General features: G+C 59.9%; 16 protein-coding genes. 6 read left to right on the forward strand and 10 right to left on the reverse strand.

Translation table 11 applies throughout. The features are described 5' to 3' along the window. Nucleotides 1–54: 54 nt before the first annotated feature. The 4 genes from topA (at nt 55) to Q5H92_RS19170 (ending at nt 6,018) form a co-directional block, all read left to right on the forward strand. A complete protein-coding gene (gene topA, locus Q5H92_RS19155) occupies nt 55–2,256 on the forward strand; it encodes a type I DNA topoisomerase (protein WP_305013170.1) in 2,202 nt (733 codons plus the stop codon). 88 nt (nt 2,257–2,344) lie between these two features. After that, nucleotides 2,345–2,707 carry a hypothetical protein gene (locus tag Q5H92_RS19160; protein WP_305013171.1) on the forward strand — a complete coding sequence of 121 codons (363 nt, stop codon included), beginning with the start codon at nt 2,345–2,347 and terminating at the stop codon, nt 2,705–2,707. A 177-nt stretch (nt 2,708–2,884) separates the two neighbouring features. Next, nucleotides 2,885–5,131 carry a Piwi domain-containing protein gene (locus Q5H92_RS19165; protein WP_305013172.1) on the forward strand — a complete coding sequence of 749 codons (2,247 nt, stop codon included), beginning with the start codon at nt 2,885–2,887 and terminating at the stop codon, nt 5,129–5,131. Beyond that, nucleotides 5,119–6,018 carry a hypothetical protein gene (locus Q5H92_RS19170; RefSeq protein ID WP_305013174.1) on the forward strand — a complete coding sequence of 300 codons (900 nt, stop codon included), beginning with the start codon at nt 5,119–5,121 and terminating at the stop codon, nt 6,016–6,018. Before Q5H92_RS19165 ends, Q5H92_RS19170 begins: the two co-directional genes overlap by 13 nt. A 159-nt stretch (nt 6,019–6,177) precedes the next feature. Here Q5H92_RS19170 and Q5H92_RS19175 read toward each other — a convergent pair whose 3' ends face one another. From Q5H92_RS19175 to Q5H92_RS19190, 4 genes are all read right to left on the reverse strand, one after another. Continuing rightward, nucleotides 6,178–8,838, reverse strand: coding sequence for a DEAD/DEAH box helicase (locus Q5H92_RS19175; protein WP_305013175.1), 2,661 nt, complete (start codon nt 8,836–8,838; stop codon nt 6,178–6,180). A gap of 12 nt (nt 8,839–8,850) precedes the next feature. Continuing rightward, nucleotides 8,851–9,915 carry a site-specific DNA-methyltransferase gene (locus tag Q5H92_RS19180; protein WP_305013176.1) on the reverse strand — a complete coding sequence of 355 codons (1,065 nt, stop codon included), beginning with the start codon at nt 9,913–9,915 and terminating at the stop codon, nt 8,851–8,853. Between the two features lie 52 nt (nt 9,916–9,967). Beyond that, a complete protein-coding gene (locus tag Q5H92_RS19185; protein ID WP_305013177.1) occupies nt 9,968–10,453 on the reverse strand; it encodes a DNA methyltransferase in 486 nt (161 codons plus the stop codon). 117 nt (nt 10,454–10,570) lie between these two features. Continuing rightward, on the reverse strand, nt 10,571–12,400 hold the full coding sequence (locus Q5H92_RS19190) for an ATP-binding protein (protein WP_305013178.1): 1,830 nt from the start codon (nt 12,398–12,400) through the stop codon (nt 10,571–10,573). Nucleotides 12,401–12,613: 213 nt separating this feature from the next. Between Q5H92_RS19190 and Q5H92_RS19195 the strand changes: the two genes are divergently transcribed. Further along, nucleotides 12,614–14,614, forward strand: coding sequence for an Aq_aa27 family P-loop NTPase (locus tag Q5H92_RS19195; RefSeq protein WP_305013179.1), 2,001 nt, complete (start codon nt 12,614–12,616; stop codon nt 14,612–14,614). Nucleotides 14,615–14,889: 275 nt separating this feature from the next. Here the strand turns inward: Q5H92_RS19195 and Q5H92_RS19200 are convergent, their stop codons facing one another. The 6 genes from Q5H92_RS19200 to Q5H92_RS19225 form a co-directional block, all read right to left on the reverse strand. Beyond that, the gene (locus tag Q5H92_RS19200) at nt 14,890–15,264 is read right to left on the reverse strand and encodes a hypothetical protein (RefSeq protein ID WP_305013180.1); all 375 of its coding nucleotides are present in this window, start codon (nt 15,262–15,264) and stop codon (nt 14,890–14,892) included. A 19-nt stretch (nt 15,265–15,283) separates the two neighbouring features. Next, nucleotides 15,284–16,147 carry a hypothetical protein gene (locus Q5H92_RS19205; protein ID WP_305013181.1) on the reverse strand — a complete coding sequence of 288 codons (864 nt, stop codon included), beginning with the start codon at nt 16,145–16,147 and terminating at the stop codon, nt 15,284–15,286. A 107-nt stretch (nt 16,148–16,254) separates the two neighbouring features. Next, nucleotides 16,255–16,584 carry a hypothetical protein gene (locus Q5H92_RS19210; protein ID WP_305013182.1) on the reverse strand — a complete coding sequence of 110 codons (330 nt, stop codon included), beginning with the start codon at nt 16,582–16,584 and terminating at the stop codon, nt 16,255–16,257. Beyond that, entirely contained in the window at nt 16,584–16,856 is a 273-nt protein-coding gene (locus Q5H92_RS19215) for a hypothetical protein (RefSeq protein ID WP_305013183.1), read from the reverse strand. The genes Q5H92_RS19210 and Q5H92_RS19215 overlap by 1 nt, the downstream gene beginning before the upstream one ends. A 100-nt stretch (nt 16,857–16,956) precedes the next feature. Then, nucleotides 16,957–18,255, reverse strand: coding sequence for a Y-family DNA polymerase (locus Q5H92_RS19220; RefSeq protein ID WP_305013184.1), 1,299 nt, complete (start codon nt 18,253–18,255; stop codon nt 16,957–16,959). Between the two features lie 32 nt (nt 18,256–18,287). Further along, complete coding sequence (locus Q5H92_RS19225; protein ID WP_305013185.1) at nt 18,288–18,707, reverse strand: LexA family protein; 420 nt, start codon at nt 18,705–18,707, stop codon at nt 18,288–18,290. A gap of 261 nt (nt 18,708–18,968) precedes the next feature. Here Q5H92_RS19225 and Q5H92_RS19230 point away from each other — a divergent pair, with 261 nt between their 5' ends. Then, complete coding sequence (locus Q5H92_RS19230; protein WP_305013186.1) at nt 18,969–21,827, forward strand: CehA/McbA family metallohydrolase; 2,859 nt, start codon at nt 18,969–18,971, stop codon at nt 21,825–21,827. Nucleotides 21,828–21,856 lie beyond the last annotated feature (29 nt).

The raw sequence follows: 21,856 nt of genomic DNA on the forward strand, positions 1-21,856 counted from the left end.
TTCCCCGCAGGGCTAATTGGGCTTGGTAGTTTCGCTGCGTACTAGCTACCCAGCATGAAGCTTATCATCGTCGAAAGCCCCAACAAGATTAAAAAAATCAAGGGCTACGCGGGCCCCGACTACGAGGTGGCGGCCTCGGTGGGCCATATCTGCGACCTGCCTGTGGGCAGGGGCGACATTGGCATCGACCGCGAGCACGGCCACGCCCTGAACTACGTCGTCAGCGACAACAAAAAGGCCGTGGTGGCCAACCTGCGCCGCCTGGCCAAAGCCGCGGGCCCCCAGGGCGTGTATCTGGCCACCGACCCCGACCGGGAGGGCGAGGCCATTGCGTTTCACCTCTGCGAGGTGCTGGGCCTGGACCCACGCACAACCAAGCGGATTGCCTTCCAGGAAATCACCGAGAAGGCCATCAAGGCCGCGCTGGCCGCGCCCACCACGGTGGACCTGCACCTGGTGCACGCTCAGGAGGGCCGCCGGGCCGTGGACCGGCTGGTAGGCTTCACCATTAGTCCGGTGCTCAACCGCAAGCTGGCGGCCGGCCTCTCGGCCGGCCGGGTGCAGTCGGTGGCCGTGCGCCTGGTGGTGGAGCGGGAGCGGCAGATTCAGCAGTTCACTGACACGTTCACCGTGCCGGTGGTGGCCACGCTGCAGACCGGCCACGGCGAGCAACTGCGCGCCCGGCGCACGGCCCCGCCCTTCGCCGCGCTCGACCAGGCGCAGGCCTACCTGCCGCAGGTCGGCCGCGGCGCGGGCTTTGGCGTGCTGGGCGTGGAGAAAAAGCCGGTGGAACGCCAGCCCGCGCCGGCCTTCTCCACCTCAACGCTGCAGCAGGAAGGCGTGAAAAAGCTCCGGTTTACCGTGCAGAAGGTTTCGGACCTGGCCCAGAAGCTGTTCGAGGGCGGCCACATCACCTATATCCGCACCGACAGTGTGAATCTGGGTGAGGAAGCCACCCTGCAGGCCCGGGCCCAGATTACCGCGCAGTTCGGCGCTGACCAGTTCCAGGCCCGCCAGACCAAAAACAAGGACGGCGCGCAGGAGGCCCACGAGGCCATTCGCCCCACCCACTGGGAGCAGGCCCACGCCGGCGATACGCCCGACGAGCAGGCGCTCTACCGGCTGATTTATACCCGCGCCCTGGCCTCGCAGATGCTGGCCGCGCAGTACGACCAGACCACCATCACCCTTACGCCGGCAGCCGATGCCGCCGACACCTACACCAGCTCCACCCGCGTACTCACCCGCACCGGCTACCTGGCCGTGTACCAGGAGGCTGAGGAAGAAGGGGAGGAGCCCGATGATGAGGCCGAAACGACGCTAAAACACCCGGTGCAGGAGGGCGAGGCGCTGACGCTGGTAAAGCTGGAGGCGCGCCAGAGCTTTGCTCGCCCCGCCAGGCGCTATAATGAGGCCACCCTGGTCGCGGACCTGGAAAAGCAGGGTATTGGCCGGCCGAGCACCTACGCGTCCATCCTGCGCACCATTTTCGCTAGGAAGTACATCGGCACCGGTAGCGTGGTGGGCAAGAAGCTCACCGCGCAGGTCCTAACCTGGCACGGCGGGCAGCTGACCACCAGCCAGCGTAGCGAGACGCTGGGCGCGGATAGGGACAAGCTGATGCCCACGGCCACCGGCACCGAGGTCACGGAGTTTCTGGAGCGCCACTTCCCCAAGGTGATGGACTACAAGTTCACCGCCGGCTGCGAGGCCATGTTCGACAAGATTGGCCGGGGTCAGCAGACCTACCAGCAGTTCGTGCCCATGTTCGATAAGAACCTGCTGGGCTGGGTGGCCGCCGCCGACCAGCTCACCCCGGACCGGGCTGAGTTGCAAAAGCGCCTCGTCGGCCACTTTGAGGGCGCGGAAATGCTGCTGGGAACCGGCAAAAACGGTCCCTACATCCTGCACGCCGAGAAATACTACAACCTTCCCGAGGACATCAGCCCCGCGCAGCTGAGCGAGGCGCAGGCGCAAAACCTGATTGTCCAGCGCCGGGCGTCAGCTCCCCGCGAGGTGGGCCTGCACGAGGGCAAGCCGGTGGTCGTGGGGCAGGGGCCGAAAGGCGTTTACCTGAAGTGGCGCGAGCAGTATTTCAACGTGCCAGCCGGCATATCTGCCGCGGCTGTTACTCCGGCACTGGCTGTCAATTACCTCATCAAAGCCCAGGCGGAGGCCGCCAAAAACGTGCCACCGTGGGCAAGTACACCATCGGCCGCAACGAATGGGGCTTCTATGTCACTGATGGGGAGGTAAAAGCTAAGTTTAAGCCCGACTGTACGGAGGAGCAGGCCCGGGCCACCACGGCCGAGCAGGCCGCCGAAATGATTAAAAGCTACAAAGCATGGAAGAAGAAAAACGCGGGCCGGAAGTAGCGCCCCTGAGCTTTCCCGACCTGAGCCTGGCCCTGCCCTATCAGGACGCGCTGCTCTACGCCCAGAACCGGTTAAAGATGATTGCCCGGGGTGGACTGCTGCCTTTTTGCGAGGCCCACAAGTTTCCCTACACCACTATCATCAACCTGAAAAATGGCAACCTGAAGAAGGAAGAGCCCCGGCTGCTGCACCGCCTGCTGCGCAGCCTCGATGTGCAGAACGAGTTGTTGCAGTTCCCACCGGATAGCCCGAGTCAGCGGTTTCTGCTGCCGGACGGGGCGGCGCTGGCTACATTTCAAATGCAGATGACATTTTTAAAATCTGGCGGGTAACAGAAATCCCCTTCTGCATGACAGAACGAAGCTTTCAGGTAGAAACGGCGTCTGCCTACTAACTGATTTCATGGTCTTCTACTAAAATTATTTGCAAGGTGAGTAGCTTTAGTATTCTGATTGATTAAGAACTTCATTTGTTGAGTTCTTAGCGTCAGTTCTACTTGTCTACTTCGCATGAAATCCAATTTCTTTCCGCTCCACTTCGATTTTGACGAGTTCCATATTCAGCGTCTGCCGTATCAGAAAGAGGTACTAGACCGCTTGCGTCAGCAGTATAATGCGACTCATTCTTTTTTCCGGCGTGACGACTTTATTTATATCTCGCCTGGCACTGAAGCAGCAGCTACACTAGGTGATGTAGTGCGCCTCAGCATTAACGAGCACCCTGAAGTGGTGGCATCCTTAATTCGGCACATCTTCTTTCGGGCCATCAAAGACAAGGTGCCAGGGCTATTGCCATCATTTCATCCATTCACGTTCCCCGCAAAGCAGGATAAGTACGATTTAGCCTTAGCTATGCTGCCTGAACGGCTGCAAAATATCATTACCTACAAGCGGATTACCGAAGTTCAACTTCGCTATAATGAAGCAGAAGGTCAGCCGCAGTTCGTGGCTGTGGTCAATCACCGCTACCAATGGACTATAGACCGCACCTGCGAACAATTAGTGAACGAGGGGCTTGACATTCTGGGCCTCGAAGTGAATAGCTCTACCTCACCTGACTACTCAGATGGAGTAGTTGCTCCCGAATTAACCTTACTTGGGCGCGTAATGGCCGTAGATGGCGACCACGCTACGGTGGGAACCAACCAAGGCCCTACTGAATATGTCCTGGCTGACCTGACACTTTTTAAGTCCAAAGAAAATATTATTCACTACCTCGGTTCTTTTGTTGGAGAAGGGAGAGCCGAACAGATTGTAAATCACATTAAGCAGGACGAGTCCAGACGCTTGCAGCCCGATGTGGTAATGCGCGAAATTGAGGAGATAGGCGGTTGGTTGAGCCGGCTAACGTACCGCAATTTCGATTCATTTTGTTTTTCCATCGGAACGGAAAATGCAGTGCCCGCGCAGGCTGGCATCCGATTAGAAGAGCCCAAACTCATTTTCGATGTTAGTGGCACCAATGTGCATGCTACACCTACAACCGGGCTTAATACCTTCGGACCTTATAGTCGTTCCACGTCCTTCGATGTAAACTCGCCCAAGGTGCTTGTTGTGTTTCACCAGCGTAATACTGGTCACTTCACGGAGTTTCTGGCCCAGCTAAAAGGCGGCATTGCACAGCATGCGTACTTCGCCAACGGCATGGTGCGCAAGTATGGTCTGACGACGATGGAGTACCGTATTGCCGAAATCACGGACTACACTGTGCCGCAGTACTTGGCTGCTATCAACAAGCTGCTACGCGCCGAAACCTGCACGTTTGATATTGCTATTATCGAAACGTGTGAGAATTTTCGTCAATTGCTGCCAGTAGACAATCCCTATTTTCAGGTGAAGTCTTTGCTGTACTCGCACGGTATTTCAACGCAATTCATTCGGGCCGAAACGGCTCAGAAACCTACCTATAGCATCGATAGTATTGCCTTACAGATGTATGCCAAGTTAGGTGGTACCCCTTGGACAGTGCCCACCGGCCCAAGTGTTGACCACGAATTAGTGATTGGCATTGGCAGCTCCATTCTGCGTAGCAATCAATATGCGGGTGCCACACAAGCCCGTATTGTGGGTATCAGTACTTTCTTCTCGGCTGATGGCAAGTATATCTCTAACCGCAAAACCCAGGATGTACCCTACGACCAGTATTTTGACGAACTGCTGCAAAATCTGAAAGTATCCATTAACGAAATTTCCAACAATTATAGCTGGAGCTCTGGTGACCGTATCCGCATTATCTTCCACATTTTCAAACCGATTAAGCATATTGAGGCCGACGTCGTGGCCAGTCTAATGGAACAGTATCAGGAGTTCGATATCAAGTTTGCCTTCGTAACCTTCTCCGAATTTCATCCCTATGTGCTGTTCAATGAAAATGAGCGGGGAGAATTTGATAACTACCGCAAGATTTATAAAGGCACATACGTCCCCTGGCGAGGCTATAATGTGCTACTGGACCCACGTTCCTGCTTGGTGCAGATGCTGGGACCTCACGAGATGAAAACTTCGCGCCATGCGGCGTCGCGGCCGGTGCTGGTGCGCATTCACCGCAGTTCTACCTTCGTCGACCTGACCTATGTGGTGCAGCAAGCATTCAAGTTTACGCGGCTTTCCTTCCGCACATTTTATCCCGCACACTCGCCAGTTACGTTGCTATACTCCAACATGCTGGCGCGGCAGTTGAAGGACTTGCGAGGCATTTCTAGTTGGAACTACGACGTAGCTAGCCGCCAACTGCGGCATAAGAAATGGTTTCTCTAGAGGCAAAATCAACCTATCTGGCCCCATTGCTGGAAAGTCCTATGCCTCAATTTTTTGTGGGCATTCTTTACGAACAGTCAGATTTGCTGCCGCCAAAGCTGCAGATGGCCGATTCTAATAGCTTGGCGTGCAACATGCTGCACTTTGTGCGCTGTGCTGAGGAAGCGCAATGCCGGGAACTGTACCAGCAGTTGCAAGAGCGCAAACCGAACAAGGAATCGGAATGGATTTACAACGACTATCTGGTTTTCTCACTGGTATGTGCGGTGAAAAGATTCGCCTTGCCGAGCACTTGGGTGCGTCAACTACTAACTCTACGCATATCGCAGGATGAGGAAAAGCAGCGGCTGAATGTTACGCTGGGCAATATTTTAGCGGGTAATCTTAACAGTCGGGAAGACTACCATCAAGTGTCGCTAGTATACCAGATGCTTACCGGTGAGCAAGTTCCAGATGAAATCCGCCTCAATAAGATGTTTAAATTCCTGTGGCGGCGGCCATTCCCATTTTTCACTTCCCCTTTTCTCAATCTAATTTCGCTTAAAGCACTGGAGCTGGCCTTCAACAGTAAGGGGCTATTAAATCCTGAGCAGTTCTTCGCAACTGAGCACTTCACGGGGCGCTTTCTACGCCGTACGCAGCGCTTGGCCGCCTTTGTTGTAACGGTGCCAGTGGTGGCCTTAGTGTTGGTGCTAGCCGTCGCTACTGTATGCTACCCGGATAATGGGTGGGTAAAGCTTGGTTTAGCACTAACGTCTGCCTTCGGCGTGGACGTTATAGGGTCTTTCTCAGGACTGCGCGACAAGTTACAAACTCCCGTCACCACCGCTATTCGTCGCGCTTTTGGCTATTCACCGCCTCCAGCTAACCCGCCACTGTATACATAGCTTGCCATAGGTGAGCTTATAGGATTGAAATAATAATTTGTGCTATAGAGACTTATTGCCAAATACTGGGACATCTCCTAATCTAAGAGCAGTCCCAGTATTTGGCACTCGGTTCACACTTCGCTTAGAAAGCGATAGTATCAGATTAACAGCCTTGCATCATATCTTCCGCAGCGTCTCCAAAAAGTCGTCCAGTTTATAAGCCCCGTCCACCACGCGGCGCTCGTACACCATGAAGTAGCGGAATGCGTTGCCGGCTTTCTGGGCCCAAGTGGCGCCCAGCTTAATCTTCTGCTCTGCGTCGAGGTGGTCGCCTTTGGTTTCGACTACCAGCGTTTTGCCGCTTTTGGTTTGGATAATGAAGTCAGGGTAGTGGTTCAGGAAACCGTTGATGCGGAAACCTTTACCGCGCTCCGGGTTGCGGGTCCAGAAGGCAATGTTGGGCAGGTTAGCAATTTCGTTGATGACCTTCTCCTCGAAGCCGTTGATTTTTCCCTCTTGTTCATAGAGCGACTTGGTGATGTCCTTGCTGGTTTCGCCGGGCGAAATTTGGGTGGGGAAGACGTAGGCGGGCTGAATAAAAGCCTTGTCCTGGTCGAGGAAGTTTCGGAACTGCTTGTAAGCGTACTCCTCCGATAGCAGCTTAATCTTGTCCTTGATTTTGCCGGTGTAGGTGTACTCGTGGTTGGCGAAGTCGGTGAACTGCTCGTCGGTGAAGTCTTCCAGAATGCGCTTCACGTAGCGCTCAATCTCCTTGTCGGCAATGGGGTAGAGGTTGCCGATGAGGTCGAGGATACGGCGCGTGAAGTTCTTCACCCGGCTGTCCTTGCGGCTAGGGTCCAGAATGAAGGCCATGATGCGCTCCTTGGCGTCGCCGTCGATACGGGTGAAGGTGGGCGTGGCTTCCTGCTTGGTATCGTCGAGGTCCACGCGGTAGAGCTCGGCTGACACGCCGTCGAACTTGATGTTGGTATCGGCCTTGCCCAGCGGGAAGCCTTCGAGCAGGTATTCCTTTTCCAGCAGCACGGCCTGACTGCCCTCGCCGCTATCGAAAAGGCTGGCGGCGGGCTTTTTCCAGAAGAACTGCGGCAAAACCAGGGCGGCGGCCTGCTCGCGGAATATTTCCTTGATGGGGTAGGTCTTCACGAGCGATTGGAGCACGGTGGGCAGGGGTGTGGCCCCGCCAGCGGTGCTGGCAGCCACGGTTATCTCAAACTCGGCCTGTTGGGCCAGGGCGGCTTCGGCAATGGCCTGCACCGAGCCCCCGGCGGCCGGCAGGCTGGCCAGCGGGTCGGCGACCGACACGGCCGCGGCGGCTTCGTCGGTGGCGGGCGCGAGCGGCGCGATGCGGCTGGTATCGATGTCGGCCAGGTCGTCGGCGGCCTGGGTGGGGGCGGGCGCGTCGAAGTTCAGCGGAGCCTGCACGAAGGTGGCCAGCGGGTCGGGCGTGGCCAGGGTAGCGGCGTCGGCTACCTTGTAGTCGCGGGCGCTGAAACCAGCTTTGTTGAGGCCCACCACGATTCTGTCGAGCGTTTCCAGAAACTTGCCGGAGGCCGTCAGCACGTAGCTCATGTTGAGCATGGGCGCGGCGTGCGGGGCCACGTAGGGCTGGCGCAGCACCCGGCCTAGAATCTGCTCCACGTCCACGGCCGACGACTTGTCGGCCAGCGAGGCCAGGATATAGGCAAACGGCGCGTCCCAGCCTTCTTTCAGGGCATTCACCGTGATGATGTAGCGCACTTCGCACTTGGGCGAAGCCAGGTCCTCATTTTTCAACTCGTTGAGCCCAGCCGTTTTGATGCGGATGTGGCTTTCCGGGATTTTTAGGTCGAGCAGCTTCTTTTTCAGCAGCTCGAAGGTGGTGTTGTCGTCGGCCGTTTTGGGCTGGGCCTGAAACAGCACGATGGGCCGGATGTAGCGCCCGCCGGCTTTCTGCTCCTGCTTGGCCTGCAGTTCCAGGTTGCGCTGCAGCTGCAAGGCCGAGTTGATGACTTCCGTCCGGTCGTTGTGGTTGTAGACGATGACGGGCAGCTTCACCATGTGCTCCTTTTTGAGCGCCAGCGCGTCCACGAAGCTGATGATGTTGCTGTTTTTGCGGGGCGTGGCCGTCAGGTCGAGGATGAACGAGGGGTTGAGGTTCTTGAGCATGTCCACGCTCAGGTCGCTTTCCGCGTTGTGGCTTTCGTCCACCACTACCACCGGGTTCAGGGCCTGAATCACGCGCATGAGCGTAATGTCCTCGTCATCGCCCAGTAGGGTGCCGAAGGATTGCAGGTTGCCGTTTTCCTGGTACACCTTGCGGTCTTCCTTGTTTTTGGCCCGCAGGCTGTCGAAGCTCAGCACCACCAGGCTCAGCTGCTCCTGCACGCTGCTGGCCGAAAAGCCGCTGCCTTGCAGCAGGGCCGCTTTGTCATACACCTCCACGCGGCCGGCGAAGTGGGTGTTGATTTTCTGGCGATAGGGGTGGCCGGGGTATTTCAGGTTGCGCAGTGTCTGGTCGAGGATGGTAATGGAAGGCACCAGCCACACCACGGCCCTGGGTCGGCCCACCGGGAAGGCCGCGAAAACGGTGCGCAGCGCGTTGGCCGCCAGAAATGTTTTGCCGCCGGCCGTGGGCACCTTGATGGTGACGTGCGGCACGCCCGGCACCGTGTTTTTGTAGGGCTCGATGGCCGTGCCCGGAAACGGCTGCAAGGGCGTGCGCGGGTGTGCGGCCCAGAAGTCGTGGAAGGCATCGGGCAGGTTTTTGGTGGCCTGCACGCAGTCGAGAAAACGGGCGAGGTCCGTGATAACCTCTTGCTGGTAGGGTTTGAGCTCCATGTCGGCCGGGGACTAAAAGCGCGAAATGTCGCGGGGAATTTTCTTGAAAATGATGCCGTGCTGGGTCAGGAACTCGGACGGCAGTAAGCAGTTATCGGCGTAGATGATGTACTGCCCGGCGCGGGTGCGCATGGTGGCCAGGAAGCCGTGACCCAGCGTGGTCACGGCGTCGGGCTCGTAGTGGAAGTAGTAGGCCGTATCGTCGTGCCGGGCCAGAAACGCCGCGTTGTCGGCTTCGGCCTCGGCCAGGGGGGGTAGGGCCTGCTTGGTTTCGGCATAGTAGATGTACTGGCGCAGGCCCGCTAGCCCAGCCCGCTCGTTCAACTCGCCCGAGTCGGTAAACACCGGCTCGCCCAGCGTCAGGTAGTCGAAGCTGCCGCCGGTGCCGGGCTGGCCGGCGTAGCCCTGCATCACGCGCTTCACCCGCTCCGCCGTGATGTGCTCGGCGTAGTCTTCCATCTCTGTGAGGATGAACGTGCGGTTACCGCCGTCCTGCTGGTTGAGCTTGAGCACGGCGTGGGCCGTGGTGCCGCTGCCGGCAAAGCTGTCGAGGACGATAGAGTCTTTATCGGTCGCAAGTTGTAAAACTCGCTCAATCAGCCGGGTCGGCTTTGGCGTAGAGAAAACGGTTTCCGCTTTATCCAAAATCGCTAAAATCTCTCTCTTTGCTTCTTGCGTGTGGCCTACTTCTTCGTAGGACCAAAAAGTCTGCGGTACAACACCTTGTTTTACTTCGGTTAGGAAGATTTTAGGTGCCGGAACATTGCTGCCATCTTTGCCCCACCAAATTCTTCCCTCCTTGTCCATCTCCCAGAATTTTTCTTCTGAGACGCGCCAGTAAGAGCCTGGAGGAGGACCTTCGATAATTCTGCCGCTCGGAGTTTTTATCTGATAAGTGCCTTTGCTATAGAAGTTGCGGGCAGCTAGGTTATTGGGGCGCCAAAGTCCACGGGGGTCTTTATCTGGATTTTTGTATGCCTTGTCCTGCTTCTCCGTGCGAGGCATCAAATTCACCCGCCACAGGGCTGCATTCTTGGCATAAACGAGGAGGTATTCATGGTCCCCCGAGAAGTACATAGCACTGGACTTTGGCGCATAGTTTTTACGCCAAACAATAGAGGTTATGAAATTACCCCCCCCCCCCCCCCATTATTTCGTCACATATTGACTTTAAATTATACAATTCAGTATCGTCAATAGAGATGAAAATAGCCCCATCTTCTGCCAGTAGCTTGTGCAGCAGTTTGAGGCGCGGGTACATCATGCACAGCCATTTATCGTGGCGGGACAGGTCTTCGCCTTCCTTGCCCACTACCTGGCTCAGCCACTTCTTGATTTTGGGGTCGTTTACGTTGTCGTTGTACACCCAGCCTTCGTTGCCGGTGTTGTAGGGCGGGTCGATGTAGATGCACTTCACCCGGCCCTCGTACTGGGGCAACAGGGCTTTCAGGGCTTCGAGGTTGTCGCCGTGGATAATCTGGTTGCCGCTGCCGGTGGGCTCGGTGGTTTGGGTGCCGTCGGCCAGGGTCCCGTACTGGTGGTTGAGGAGGCGAAACGGAACGTCCTGGTGGTGGTTGATGACTTTGTCTTTACCAATCCAGTGGAGGGTGGGCATGCGGGGGTAGCAATAGGTGTGAGGACGAAGGTACGGAAGGCAAAAACCCCGAACTAACTCCCAACCCGTTTGCCGGATGTTGATTTTGTGCTACTCTTTCGCTACCAATGCCTCCGCCTAATTCAGGCGGTCGGCAATGTGGCGCAGCCAAGTTTCAATCTCGTTGTCATCGTCCATTGCCCGGACGCGTTCGAGCGTCATGTTCTGCGTGGCGCGCTCATGCATTAGCTTTTTGGCCCGGTCAGAACCAACTAATCCGAAACGGGCGCAGGCTCCCGCATCGGCCTTTAAATCTTCTGATAAGCGTTGCGACACATTACAGGCACTTGTGAAAGCGCAGCTGACCCCGAAGGCCTCGTACAGCGCATCGTGGTGCAGATAATTTTCGATTTCGCGCTTATTAGTCAGGCCCGCCCACGACCCATTGCCCCGCGCATTCACCCGGTCTACGGCCACCTGGTATGTTGGCGGCGTGGCAATATCCCGGTCATATACGTGCACTTCGGGCAGGCCCAGGTTCTGCGAGTAGAATTTCTCGGCCCACTGCTTGAGCGTGCTCCCGCCAAGCGGCAGAATGGCGACGCGCTTATCATGCAGCAGATTGGGCAGCGACGAATCATGGCCGTGAAATACGCTGGAAATGTGCAGAAAGAAGTCGACATCCGTCGGTCCTTCCACGCAGAACAGGACCTGAATCCGCTTATCCGGCAACACGCCCAGCTGCAGCGCTATTTCCTGCAGCGTTTCATCGTCGCAGGTGTTGTTCACCACCTTACCGGCGGCTGTTTTGGTGATGTACCGCAGGTGTTGGGTCGGAATCAGCCCCGCCAAGTTGGGCGTGTGCGTGGTCAGCAACACTTGGCAGCCCGGCTGGCCCGATAGTGCCATCAAGGCTTCTATCAGCAGCTTCTGATTGGATGGGTGTTGAGACGTTTCGGGCTCTTCGATGGCGTAAATCACGCCCCGCGCATTCTTCTCTTTCTGCTTGCGCTCCGCCTCGGCCCGAAAGAAATTGATGAGAATAAGCCGGCGTGTCCCGCTCCCGCGCTTGTTTATGGGAATTTGCTGGTCATCGGTCAGGCTAAGCTTGAAAAGCCCGTCCCACTTGGGTTCCGACTTAAACTTGGGCGTCAGCTCATTCGCCAGTTCGGGGCTCATCTCCCGCAGCTTTTCCAGCGTCCGCTGCGCCACTTCCTGCACCTTCCGCTGCACAATATCCTTAATCTCGTCGAGCTGCTGCTGCACCGTGCCCAGAGCCTCCTGCACGGCCAGCTTCATGGGGTCTTGCACTTCGCTATCGTCATCGGTCGAAGCCCGGTCCGATTGAAAAAGCGCATACAGCGGCAGCTCTTCCTTTAGCTTGGTCCATACCTTTTTACCGTCTTCCTCATCCAGCGAAACCGCCGACGGCAGTAAGGCCAAATCGGCCTGATTTGCCCAAATGGCCTGCCTGATTTTCACGTTCGACCGTTGGTCGATGCCATCGGTTGCGATGCCCAGCGCCGCCAGCCGCAGTTTCAAATCGGCGTTTTTCAGTTTGTGCAGGTCCGCGCAGTTCGCGGCCGTCGGATAGTTGGCCCGGACGGAAGTGGTGCAAGTTGGCGTTTTGAGGCTGCAGTTGTACCCCTTCGTAATCTCCAGATAGCCGTCCTCGTTCAGCAGGAACTCGTCGGCCAACGTGGTTTCCGCGCGGCTGTCGATGGTCAGAATTCCGGGTAAATCCTCAAATAGGCAGCTGATGCGAACATCTGCCGCATTGCCTCCCTGAGCCGCGTCTGCCGACTCAATCTTAATCAGCGTGTTGTTAAAGAAAATTTCCAGCGCCTCCAGCACCGTGGATTTGCCCGCGTCATTTTGGCCAACTAACGCCGTCAAATCATCGATGCAAACGACAACCTCATCCCGGTAGCTTCGGAAGTTTTGCAGCTTAACAGTTTTGAGTTTCATACGAAAGGGATAGATGCCGGAATGAGGAAAGGCAATTTCCACGCAAGATGCGGCATATATTCTCTCCCGCAGCCTTTTGCATCTAGGATTCAATATTTTTTAGAATAGATAATCAAGTCATAGTACCGTATTTTGGAAGGCGCGGCCACGTGGTCATATCTACCCAAAACCATACACCGGCTGTCGAACCAGCCGACTCCTAACCATAACCCGGTGAGTTCATCCAAAGCCCCCGCCAAATCTGCCAAAACAGCGGCTCCCAGCCTGTTCGAGCGCGCCCCCGAGCCGGGCCTGGAAGTAGTGCACGCCCGCGCCGAACACGCCGCCACGAGTACCGCCGCGCAGCTGTTCAGCGGCTACGACCGGGTGCGGGTGCTGACCTATTCCAACAGCATCTCAATGATAGCCCGCCTGGCCGCCTGGTGTCCCGACGTGGAAATCATCTTCGGCCGCGAAGACATCATTAACGACGCCACCAAGCTGCTGCACTTCCAGACGCTATTGCTCAGCGAGATTCGGGAGGAACTCACCGGTGCCCCGCGCCAGCCCGACGGTCCGGCCCCTGACCTGCACGCCCGCATTGCGGCCGGCACACTACGCTTCTTCGTGGTGCAGCAGCTGGTATCGCACGAAAAGCTTTTTCTGCTCGAAAACACCACTACCGGCGACACCCGAGTGTTGGCCGGCAGCGCTAACCTGTCGGAGCGCGGCTTTGGCGGTGTGCAGAACGAGAGCTTCTACGTATTCGACAACGACCCCGTGGCCTGGGAAGCCAAGCAGGCCAAATACCTGGCCATCCGGGAGCAGTCGGCCGCGCCCGTCGCCGAAGAGGCCTTCACCGACGAGCGACTCGACACCTCGCACCTGCCGCTGTTCAACCCCGCCCGCGCCACTTCCAGCAACGGCCTGCCCACCATCTACGTCATCGAGCAGGGTCCGCCGGGGCCGGTTGTCATCGAGAAGTTCCTGGCCCAGCGCCCGCCCAAGGTGCTGACCGAACTGGCCGCCCAGCTCGTCACCAGCAAAAACGCGGTGCGCGTTGACCGCAAGATTGCCACCGAAGGCATTCGCTACGTCAAATCCAACCAGCGCACAGCCGAGGCCAACGACGAGGAGACCGTAACCGTGGACTGGCGCACGGCCCGCGTCACGCGCGGCGGCCAGCCCTGGCCGCTGGAAGTAGCCGACGCCGACGTGGCCGCCGATGCTGCCCTGCTGGTGGAGTATTTCGCCGGTTACCAGCAGTTTCACGGCAACACCGCCAAGTTGGCCCGCGACTATTTTACCTTCCAATGCTGGCTGTATCTGAGCCCATTTCTCTGCGACTTGCGCAACGACGCCGCCCGCAACGGCTTCATCTACGACTATCCCATCTTCGGCATTCTCTACGGCCGCAGCAACTGCGGCAAGTCGGAGTTGATTCGGCTGCTGCTCAAGTCCATGTTCGGGCTCGATGGCTTTCTGGAAAAGGATTGGTTCACCAAGTCGAAGGTGGCCGGCCTGCGCGAGCAGAACCAGCGCTACCCGCTGGCCTTCGATGACCTCGATGCCACCCGCTTCAACTCCCACGCCGTGGCCCTCATTAAGGAAGACCACCTGGTGGGTCAGTACCCCGCCGTGGTGCTCTCCATGAACCAGGAGAAGGACAGCTTCGAAACCGAGATACGCAAGCGCTGCCTTGTGCTCTACACTGATGCCTCGTTGCCCGACCACACCGGCGTGAGCCGCACGCTGGCCCGCCAGGTCAAGCGCCTCAAGTCGCAGCTTGGCACTGCGTTCTACCGGCGCTACTTGCTGCGCGTGTGCGAGAAGCTGCAAACGGAGGGCTTCCCGCTGGATATTCTCACGTTTTCCAGTGAAATTTTGGTGGCACTGTTCCGGGAGTCCTTGCCCCCGCAAATGGAACTGCCTGCGTGGTGCACCGTAGTTTCGCTTGATGGCTACACCCGCGGCAAGCATGATAAAGTCCGAACGGAACTACTCGAAATCCTTCAACACAACCCCACCGCTTGGCAAATCAGCGGCACCCGCGCCGTACTCATCATGGAACCGATGACGCTGCGCAAACTGCGCAAGGACATTCCGGACTACCTGCTGAGCAGCAGCCGGCAGGGTGACCGGCTGGTTTTCAAAAAGGATGAATTAGAGGCGTTTTTGGAAGTGCAGATGGGCAAGAAGCCCAGTTGGTGGCGGCGCGTTTTGGGTGAACAGTAGCAACTAGGTTTCTAAATTACCCCGAGGGCTTCGCGCTCATGTTGCTGCTGGCAATGGAAGCAGTGGTTGAGGCCTTCTTGTCCTGAGTAGGGCGCAGGTGAACTGTGCGCGAAGCGCACTGCGCTACATTGGTCATTGTCGTGATACACACGAGCACCTTCATTCGATACGGCCGGCTCTAGGATGCTTTTAAAATGAGTGTCAGGAAACCATACTGGGGAAATGCGCATGAGAAATAAAGTGGGTATGCATAAATGTGCAACGGAAAATCGAATTCACACTACAGCAGTAGATACACTTTTCTGATAATCCCAGTCTTCGGGCGAAAGGATGGCTTGCATGAAGGAGGAATAGCCCTGGTCGCGCCGTTCCAGCGCGTGTCGCCGCAACGCTAGGCTGCCTTTGCTTAGCTCAAAGCCTTCCTGCTCAACCACGCGGCGCATCTTAGCCGACAAGCCTTCGAGCCAGTCCAGGTAGTCGGCTTTGGTAATTACACCCACGGCCTGCTGCTGGTAGCGGTAGCTGGCATTACCCAACCGAAACAGGCGGGCGTGCTCGGCGCGCTGCTCTTCCGGTAGCGCGGCTAGAAATTCCAGTTGCGACTGGTGGTACTTATCCAGGGGATGTCGGGGGCGGAGGAGTTCATCCATCAGAGAGGCAGCGAATAAATTAAGCCATTCGCCCCGGCCGAGCGTAGGCACTCAATACCTCGGGGGCATCGTAGAGGAGGCCGCCGGCTTCTTCGACTTCTTCCAGGTCTACTTGGGGACTATCGCTCAGCAGCACTTGCCAGACCTGAGCAAACGCCACGCGTACGGTTGACCACGCTCGCCGGTCGTACGGGTCCAGCCGCACGGAACAGGTGAAGGAATTCGCTTCAATGACCAAGTCTTGGGTGGTATGGGCCTGTAGATGAAGCATGCCCAGTAGCACGGGGCCCTCCGGGCCCTCGAACGAGGTAGTATTCACTAGGTAGTGATTGGCGGGGTCCGCCAGGCCCGCCTCCACTGCCGTCAGGACGGCTACCAGCGGGTGTTCTCCGGAAGGGGGAGCCGCCGCATAGGCATGGTTTATATCGGCTGGCGTGGGGTACCGTTTATAAGCCGTCTCATTATAATAGAGGAGGGTATCGGGTCCATAGCCTACTTCCCCGGCCGTTTGCTCCGCCGGGGTGAGCACCTTGCGGCAGATTTGGTAGAGTTGAGCGAAGGGCACGGTGGCGCGGAAGTGGTCGGCCCATGGGCCCGGGTAGTGGGGCTCACCTCGTTCAGGGTAACGGATAAACTCGGTGTCGAAGGCCACAAAATCCGGTCCCACCGCCACGTTCGCTGTTTCATCTTGCCGCAGGGCAAACACGGCGGGAAAGTGGCGAGTGCGCGGGTGATTCGTGCGTTCGTAGTAGTGCCCGCCTAGTAAATAGACAACGGTGGGGTCCGCCAGGTCTGCAACGAGTTGCTGCAACAGCACCGGTAGTTGGGCAGGGTCGGTGATATAAGCCGGCTGGTCGGAGCTGTCGGAAGGAGTAGGGTACATAACGGAGAGGCTAGCGCAAGCAAGATAAGGTACTTACTTTTCCCCGGCGAATGCTGGCTAAATTTCCCTGGCGGGGCTTTCCGTTCCTGCGCTAGCGCGACCCCGAACTACGCCCCGCCCCGGCGGTGCCATTCGGCCTGGGCCTCGAGCCCGTACCACACGGCGCAGCGCGTGAGCAACTGCGGATTGCCCGGCTCGGCGAAGACTTCCAGCGGCCCGAGGCCCAGCAGCGGCACCCGGTTCCGGCTCACGTAGCGGTAGCCGTCGGGCACCATATCGATGTCAATGGAATCGGCATACTGCTGGAGCTGGGTTTCTTCCTCCGGCGGGACGTATTCTCCCGCTGCCGCCAGCGCGCGCCGGATAGCCACGGGGAGGGAGAACGGGCGGTGGCGCAGGATGGCCTCGGCCAGCACCTGCTGTTCTGCGGTAGGCATTACTCCGCCGCCGGCAGCCAGCCTGGCAACTGCACAAACATCGCGTAGTCCCCGAGGCGGTCGTCCTCGCCGCCCGCCTCGAACGGGAACAGGTACTGCACCTCGTTGGTGTCGACGTGATAGGTCAGCTCCACGAAGAAGCGGCCCGGCATTTCGTAGAGCAGCACCGCTTCGTAGACTTCCTGCCAACGACGGGCCACGTAGGTGCCGGTCGCGTACACCGCCGCAAGCTGCTGGTCCTCGGGCAGGGCATTGAACTGATTCAGGGTCATGGACGGGAAAGGTAAAGCCTGCCGGACGAATTGCCGGCTCCTCGGACGAGGTTTTAAGAGACGAGGGATTGGATACGGGACAGCAGATGAAAACCATGATTCACCCCACGAGGAGCAAATCCTCCAGCCGGGTGGTATACTGGGGCGTGCGCCACTGGGCCTGCCCTTCCCAAGGCGCTACGGATTGCCCGGGGGCCAGAACCGTGGCCGCCAGTCGCACCGTGCCCTTGCCAAAGCGGCGGTTCAGCGCGTCGAGCTCGGCCATGAGGCGGGCGCGCTTTTCCGAAACCGGTGCCGCTTCAAACAAACCGAGCTGGGCCTGGCCGGCCGGCTCCAGCCCGTCGAACACCACCCCGGCGTTCGTGTACCGCTTCCCCGGCTGCCAGAGCTTTTTCAGGGCGGCCCGGGCGTAGCGCACCAGCTCGACGGTGTCGCTGGTGGCCACCGGCAGCGTGAGGGTGGTCGAGCACGAGTAGGGTGGGGGCTCCAGCCCGTAGCGGCTCTTGCCCAGGAACACGGTCAGCAGATGGGCCGCGCCGTCCTGGCGGCGCAGCTTCTCCGCCGCGCGCGACGCGAACGCGCTCACGGCCCCCGTCACGTCGGGAAAGGCGCTCAGGGGCCGGCCGAACGTGCGCGAGCAGCATAGGCTGCGGCGGGCGAGCGTGCCGTCCTCGCTGGGAGCCAGCCCGAGGCACGGGTAGCCCCGCAGCTCGCGCACCAGCCGGGCCCCGACCACCCCGCCCAGGTGCCGGCGGGCGTAGGCCTCCGTGCACCCGGCCAGCGCCGCCGCGGTGGTGATGCCCGCCGCGTGCAGCTGGGTGGCGTACTGCCGGCCGATGCCCCACACGTCCTCGACGGCCACCTGCTCCAGCGCCCAGCGGCGGCGGTCCTCCGAGTCGAGGTGCAGCACCCCGCCCAGGGCCGGCAGTTTCTTGGCCAGCCGGTTGGCCAGCTTGGCCAGGGTTTTGGTGGGCGCAATGCCCACGCAGGTGGGGATGCCCGTGCGGGCCAGTACGTTGGCGCGCACGGTGCGGGCGTAGGCATCCAAACTCTCGACCACGAAGGGCACCAGCCCGTGCAGGTCCAGGAAGGCCTCGTCGATGGAGTACACCTCCACCGCCGGGGCAACCTGCCCCAGGTACCACATCACCCGGCGCGACATGTCGCCGTAGAGGGCGTAGTTGCTGGAGAATACGGTGACGTGGTGTTGCTCGAGCAAGGGCTTGACCTGGAAGTAGGGGTCGCCCATGCGCAGGCCCAGGGCCTTGGCCTCGGCGCTGCGCGCAATCAGGCAGCCGTCGTTGTTGCTGAGCACCACCACGGGCCGGCCGTCGAGCCGGGGCTGGAAGACCCGCTCGCAGGACACGTAGAAATTGTTGCAGTCGACCAGGGCGTACACGGGGCAGGGGAGGGGGAGAGAACCGGAGAAAATTAGTCGCGGGTGCGCAGCAGGGCGGCCAGCTTGCCGGGAATCAGCTCGTGCAGGACGTGGGTGACCACGCCCCAGATTTTCACGTCGCCGGCGTCGTGGATTTCCCAGGGCTGGTAGGCCGGGTTCTCGGGCTTGAGCCACCAGGTGCCGTGCTCGCAGACCAGGCGCTTGACGGTGCACTCGCCCTCCACCACCGCGACCACGATGTGGTTATGGTCGGCTTCGAGCTGCTTGTCGACGGCCAGCAGGTCGCCCTCGTGAATCTCGGCGTCTTTCATGCTCTCCCCGCTGACGCGCACCAGGTACGTGGCGTCGGGGTGGCGCAGCAGCAGGCGGTTGAGGTCAAAGACTTCGTCCGTGTAATCGGAGGCCGGCGAGGGGAAGCCGGCGGAGACCGTGCAGCTGAAGAGTGGGAGCAAAAAGGGCGTTTGGTGGGCGTGAACGGGAATTAACTGGACGCTTCGCATAGGGGTACTGAATAGGGCAACTCCACAATAATACGCGCTACTAATAAATTTAGTATGAAAAATGGCTAAAATAAATAGTTAGCACAGTGGCCGTTCGATAAAAAAGGATGGATAAGATGCGGGAACGGCGGCGCCGGATGGCCTGGCGAGCACGACCCCACGGCCGGGTAGCGCGTATGGCAGTAACTTGATTCTCAATTCGCCCCCTCTCGCATGATTCCTTCTCTTACTCTTCGCCGCTGGCTGGTCAGTGGCCTGGCACTCCTGGCCCCGACCGCCGTTTTAGCGCAAGCCCCGGCTCCCACCTTGCTGGATGATTTTAACCGGCCAGATAGCCCCACGGTGGGTGCGGGCTGGCTGGAAACCGAAACCACGGCCGGCACGGGCGCTTCCATTGTGAGCAACCAACTCAAGCTCAGCAGCGGCGTGCAGGGCAAGGATTTTGTTTCGCGGGACGTGTCGAGTCGCTACAGTCCGGTGCTGCGCCAGAACGCCGACCAGCTGACCTGGCTTTTTAACATGCAGCAGTCGCGGCCGAACCCCTCGGGGTTCGGGCCCAACAACTACGGGGCGGCCTTCGTGCTGGCCGGCAGCGCGGCGGATTTCACGACCGGCAACGGGTACGCCGTGGTGTACGGCAATTCGGGCGCGCCCGACAGCCTGAAGCTGGTGCGCTACACCGGCGGGCTGGTGGGCCCCACCAACCTGCGCACGCTGGCGGCGGTGAGCGTGCCGGTGGCGGCCGGGGCGACGACCGGCCCGGCCCATACGGTGCGGGTGCTCTACGCCCCAGACGAGGACAACTGGACGCTGGAAGTGAGCGCCAACACGGCCACGTTCGACGACCCCACCACGGCCACGTTCGTGCGCATTGGCGTGCGCAAGGACTCGGCCTTTGCTACCACGCCCCTGCCCTGGGTGGGCTGCTTCTGGAACCATGCCACCACGGCGACGGAGAATGCCGTGTTTGACAACCTCTACGTGACGGCCCCCTGTACGCTGGGACCGGAGCCCACGCAGGGCGCGACGGCCGCGGCGGCCGCCAACCTGACCACCACGGGCGTCACGCTCAGCTGGACGGCGGGCAACGGCACGGGGCGACTCGTGGTCGTGCGGCGGGCCAGCGCGGCGGCCACCGCGCCGACGGACGGCAGTGTGTACAACGGCAACACGGCGTTTGGCAGCGGCTCGCCGCTGGGCACGGGCGGCTTCGTGGTGTATGCCGGGACGGGCACGACGGTGAACGTGACCAACCTGCAGCCCAATACGGCCTACGCCTACCAGGTGTACGAGCTGCTGGGTACGGGCTGCACGACCAACTACCGGCAGGCGGCGCCGGCGAGTGGCACGTTTACTACGGCGCCGTGCGTGCTGGCCAGCCCCCCGACGCAGGACGCGACCAATGCCACGGCCGTGGCGGCGGGGCGCACGGCGGCCACCGTGAGCTGGACGCCGGGCAACGGCACCAATCACCTGGTGGTGGTGCGGCCGAGTTCCTCGACGCTGACGCTGCCGAGCTCGGGCACGGGTTACACGGGCAACGCGGCCTATGGCGGCGGGAGTGCGCTGGGCGGCGGCTTCGTGGTGTACGCGGGGGCCGGGGCCAGCAGTGTGACGGTGACCAATCTGGTGCCCGGGCAGTCGTACCGCATCGAGGTGTATACCTACAACGGCACCGGCTGCTCGGCGGCATATACCACGTCCTTCTTTGCCAATACAACTTACACCGTGCCGGTGCCGCCGGTGGGCACGCTGCTGCCCTTCCGTGGCAACATTCACGCGCACAGCAGCTACTCGGACGGCAACCAGGACGGGCTGGCCACCACGCCGCTGCAGGACTTCCAGTACGCCGACGCCTCGCTCCACACCGACTTTCTGGGCATCTCGGAGCACAACCACGCCGGGGCGGGCATGAGCCTGCCCAACTACGCGCGCGGCCTGCAGCAGGCCGACCAGGCGACGACGGGCAGCTTCGTGGCGCTGTACGGGATGGAGTGGGGCGTCATCTCCGGCGGGGGCCACGTGGTGGTGTACGGCGTGAACCAGCTGCTGGGCTGGGAGCCGGGCAACTACGACGTGCTCACGCCCCGCAACGACTACCAGGCCCTGTTCCGGGAAATCAACCGGCGGCCAGGCGCCTTTGCCACGCTGGCCCACCCCAACCGGACGGACTACGGCAACCTGGCCGGCACGGCGTTCAGCCCGCGGGCCGACTCGGCCATCGTGGGCACGGTCCTGCGCTCGGGGCCGGCCACGTCGACCAACACCAGCTACACCAACCCCTCGCGGGGCAGCTACACGCCCTACTTCCAGACGCTATTGGCCAAGGGGTACCACGCCGGCATCAGCATCGACCACGACAACCACAACACGACCTTCCTGCGCACGACCCAGGCCCGGCTGGTGGTGCTGGCCCCGGCGCTGACCAAGGCCGACATCATGGACGCGCTGCGGCAGCGGCACTTTTATGCCTCGGACGACTGGAACGCGGAGGTGAGCTTCACCCTCAATAGCCAGCCCATGGGCTCGATTTACGCCGACCAGGCGCCGGCCTCGATGAGCGTGAGCGTGAGCGATGCGGATAACGAGCCGGTCAGCTCGGTGCAGGTGCTGCGCGGGGTGCCCGGCAACGGGGCCAAGCCGGTAGTGGTGGCCACGGCCGCGGCCGGCGCCACGGCGCTGAGCTACGTGGACCCGCAGAGGGTGAACACCACGGCGTATTACTACGCGGTGGTGGCGCAGGCCGATGGCGATAGCATCGTTACTTCGCCCATCTGGTACACGCGGCGCATTATCACGGCCACGACGCCAGGAGCCGAGGAAGTGGCATTGACGGTGTTCCCGAATCCGACGGCGGGCACGGCAACATTGTCCTACTACCTACCGGCGGCCAGTGCAGTGCATGCAGAAGTAGTGGACGCAATAGGCCGAAAGGTGGTGAGCCTAGCAACTGGCCAGCAGCAGGTGGCTGGGCCACACACGTTGGCAGTGCCAGCGCTGGCACCAGGGCTTTATACGGTGCAGCTTACCTACAACGCCGGCACCGCTCACCGCAAGCTGATAGTGGAATAACGTTTCTGGTCAAAACTGAACAGCCCCGT

Source organism: Hymenobacter mellowenesis, assembly GCF_030581005.1.
Classification (GTDB): domain Bacteria; phylum Bacteroidota; class Bacteroidia; order Cytophagales; family Hymenobacteraceae; genus Hymenobacter; species Hymenobacter mellowenesis.